The organism is Flavobacterium sp., assembly GCF_044368625.1.
Taxonomy (GTDB): Bacteria; Bacteroidota; Bacteroidia; order Flavobacteriales; family Flavobacteriaceae; genus Flavobacterium.
The window spans coordinates 1-3,170 of record NZ_JBIPPD010000374.1 but is presented as its reverse complement, the minus strand read 5'-3'; the positions used below and the strand labels follow the sequence as shown (position 1 = coordinate 3,170).

Sequence of the window (3,170 nt, the reverse complement as noted above, 5' to 3'; positions counted from 1 at the left end):
TAATTTCCTTGCTTGTTGGATGGATTTCTTTAAATCATGATTTACGATAAAGCTATAAAAAACTTTATTCCATTTTGCTTCATTAAAAAATATCCAATAATTCAATCTAATTTTATCAATAAAACTTAAGGTTTTTATTTGCTTAAAATATTCTTTTTTGGATTTATTTGTTTGCGAAATAAAAATTCTCTTTTCAACGTCTGGACTCATTCCCCTACCTCACAATTTGGCTTTTCGAGTTTGCATGAAATTCCAGCAAGCCGATCAATCATGGATTTTGAAATCTCGCAATCTCTTTCCCATTCAGTCCAACGTATAACGCAAGTTTTAGATTCTCCGCAATCTCGCAAATGCTTAGCATGTAAAACGATAGCATTGTATCGAATTGCCGGAATGTAAATTCCCTTAGATGTTAAGAGCTTCTCACGTTCGCTTACAATTGCATTTTTTGGAATTTGGATATCCTTGCAAATTTCTTCAGATTGTTTTCGGATCTGATTTCCATTTGTGCAAGATATTAAAAATAACAGTATACAGATTTTATAAGCTTGCATCGGATTTTAGCTCCATAACATGGTATCTCGCACCATCGAATATTGCAGTTTCAAGGTTTATCATTTCAATTTGCATGCGATCGGCATCCTGAAATAGAAAAGCTTTGTTTATATTGTTCGGCAAGTGAAACCTTACATAATATTTAAAACTTAAAGTTCCATCGTCTTTTTCTTTGCTTGTTTTGTAGCTATAGAAATTTGCTACATGATTCAGGTTCATGTATTCGTTATCTATTTTGATTATCATTTATATTCGGTCCTCGTTCTTAAAAGTAAATACAATTCTAAACAAGGACAAAAAATGTCAAGGTTGATTATTATTTTTTTATGTTTTTGAAGCAAAAAAATGACCCGCCGATTTGAGCTTGGATCTTCGTCCGCAAAGTTCTTTGCTTTGCAGAAACCAGAAGGCTTGACGGGTCTAAGTTTATTTTATAATTAAATCTAAATATTCTTTGACGGTTGAATATTCTGTTTCTTCGGATTTATCGTAATCTCGCTTAGATGATTCAATTTTACGATTAATAAATATAATTCCCACGCCAATTAAAATTAACAAACCTAACACTATGTAAATCTTGACTTTGAATGGTAGCAAATTTATAAAATTCATTGGCTAGAATCCCTGGAGAATTTTCTCATGAGTAATGGAAATATAATTGCAATACCGACCCCGATTAAAGTCAATTCTGAAGTTTGGAAAGTTTGATCGTAAATTGTATATTCTAATTTATGCGTAAATTGTCCAGCTATGATAAAAGCTAGTCCAATTGTTCTATAGAAATCATTTGTGGTGAAATAAATTCCTGAAAAAATGTTTTTTGTTTCTTGTTTTTTATTGCTCATATTTCTTTATACTCCATCTCTTGTAGATAGTTCAATGCTTCTTGGTATGAATTAAATCCACGTTTTATTATTTCGCCTTGCTCATTAAACAATCCAAATTCATTCAATAATTTACCAACGTCGATTTTAATATCTAATCCAAAAAATAATAAATCAAGTTGTATGTAATTTACATCGATCTTAGCTATTTGTAATTTCATTTTCGGGTTCCTTGTATGGATTTTTATTCATACATAAACCGCATCCGTTAGCGGTGCTTGGGAATCTAGTGTATGATTGATTTTGTTTTTTGGGTATACTAGTATATCTATAGCAATTATTTTTCTTTGAACACTCGTTATTTAGGCACATCGTGATACCTGGCATTATATATCCTCCAAGGTTACTAATCTATAAGGTTTGACAGACATTATTTTTTCGTTAGAATATACAAAGCGTCCACCTTTTTTTATTTCTTTGTATGGATGGAATCCGTATGGATCATTGACATCTAGAGATTTATCATCAAATCCGTTTATCCTTATTGCATGGCCCGATGGAGTAAAATAACCATGCAAACCAACGATTCTATTAGTTTTTTCGATTGATTCTTTAATTTCTGAAATTTTAATTTGCGATGATTTGGTCATTACTTTGATAGGTAAATCGTATTTTTCAAATAGAGTGTTCATGAACCAATTATGATTTTGGAATGACATTAAATCTAATCTTGAGACATGAATATTTTTTACATCTTTCATGTAGGCAGAAAACATTGAATAATAATTAAATGTATTTATCGTTTGCAATTCCACAATATTAAATTCCAGTGCAATCGCTCGAATCATATCATCTCTAAGATTCCCCTGACATTGAGAATTTCCAGCAATTTTAAAATTGGATTCAAGCCATGCTGCGTCGTCTCTTTGATCGTTAGGCGATGGAATAATCTTGGCTAGTTTCATTTTTGCCCCTTAGCAATTCCTATAATGATTTCACGAATATCAATAAGTTTATTATTTACTTGGTCAATCTTTTCTTCCAATTTATCAAGTCGCCTATCTCTATCCGCAATTTGCGATTTTAGAACTTTAATTTCAGCCATAACGAAATTTTCTATTTCGTTAGTTTGTTTTTTAATTTGATCGATGTGATGGTATTTTAAATTAATACTTGATTTTATAGTTTCTTCAACTTTGGTTATTTCGCGATCCATCCTTTCGTAAATCGCTTTTGATCTATCGGATATTAGATCCTTGTATTCGTTTTTAATTTCGGCCTTGTCTGATTTTGTTTTTAATCCAATATAAACGGAAATTCCAGACGCGCCTAAAGCTACCATTGCAAGTATATCTTTAATGCTATCAAACATTACACCGACCATAAAGTTTTATTGACCAATGGGATTCTGACCGTATAATCAAAATCATCTGTGAAATGAACTAGATCTTTATGCGTAAAAAAATATGGAGTCCCATCTTTGCCCGTGTAAGGTGTTATGTCAATGTTTGGATATTGCTTTATCCATTCGTTAGCGATTACAATTTCATTTACAATTGCATCTTTAGATTTTCCTATAAGTTTAGATGTCAAATCGGCATAAATATATGGGATTGTTATAAACACTGGATTTTTAATATTTGAATATAAGTTTTTTAAAGATGATTCTAATATGTCAAATTTGCCTTGTAAAATATTGTTTCCACCGATATTCAATAAGACATTTGGGATCTCTCTAATAATTTCTAAAACTTGTGAACCTTTTGGCGTATTACATAAAAATTCCAACCA

6 protein-coding genes are annotated in these 3,170 nt (G+C 31.0%); all 6 read right to left on the bottom strand.

All coding sequences use genetic code 11. The features are described from left to right. The coding region (locus tag ACIQ2X_RS17085; RefSeq protein WP_396180235.1) for a hypothetical protein at positions 1-210 on the bottom strand (210 nt) is incomplete at its 3' end. Positions 211-540: 330 nt separating this feature from the next. Next, complete coding sequence (locus tag ACIQ2X_RS17080) at positions 541-774, bottom strand: hypothetical protein (protein WP_396180234.1); 234 nt, start codon at positions 772-774, stop codon at positions 541-543. Between the two features lie 622 nt (positions 775-1,396). Further along, positions 1,397-1,600: a hypothetical protein gene (locus ACIQ2X_RS17075; protein WP_396180232.1), complete on the bottom strand. Its 204-nt coding sequence runs from the start codon at positions 1,598-1,600 to the stop codon at positions 1,397-1,399. Positions 1,601-1,765: 165 nt separating this feature from the next. Further along, positions 1,766-2,344, bottom strand: coding sequence for a C39 family peptidase (locus tag ACIQ2X_RS17070; protein WP_396180230.1), 579 nt, complete (start codon positions 2,342-2,344; stop codon positions 1,766-1,768). Further along, positions 2,341-2,763: a hypothetical protein gene (locus ACIQ2X_RS17065; RefSeq protein WP_396180229.1), complete on the bottom strand. Its 423-nt coding sequence runs from the start codon at positions 2,761-2,763 to the stop codon at positions 2,341-2,343. Before ACIQ2X_RS17065 ends, ACIQ2X_RS17070 begins: the two co-directional genes overlap by 4 nt. Then, positions 2,751-3,170: hypothetical protein (locus ACIQ2X_RS17060; protein WP_396180228.1), on the bottom strand; the 420-nt coding region annotated here is incomplete at its 5' end. The genes ACIQ2X_RS17065 and ACIQ2X_RS17060, both read right to left, overlap by 13 nt.

Coding starts and splice junctions, on each gene's coding strand:
- ACIQ2X_RS17065 (WP_396180229.1), bottom strand. CDS start 2,763: ATGGTCGGTGTAATGTTTGATAGCATTAAAGATATACTTGCAATGGTA.
- ACIQ2X_RS17070 (WP_396180230.1), bottom strand. CDS start 2,344: ATGAAACTAGCCAAGATTATTCCATCGCCTAACGATCAAAGAGACGAC.
- ACIQ2X_RS17075 (WP_396180232.1), bottom strand. CDS start 1,600: ATGAAATTACAAATAGCTAAGATCGATGTAAATTACATACAACTTGAT.
- ACIQ2X_RS17080 (WP_396180234.1), bottom strand. CDS start 774: ATGAACCTGAATCATGTAGCAAATTTCTATAGCTACAAAACAAGCAAA.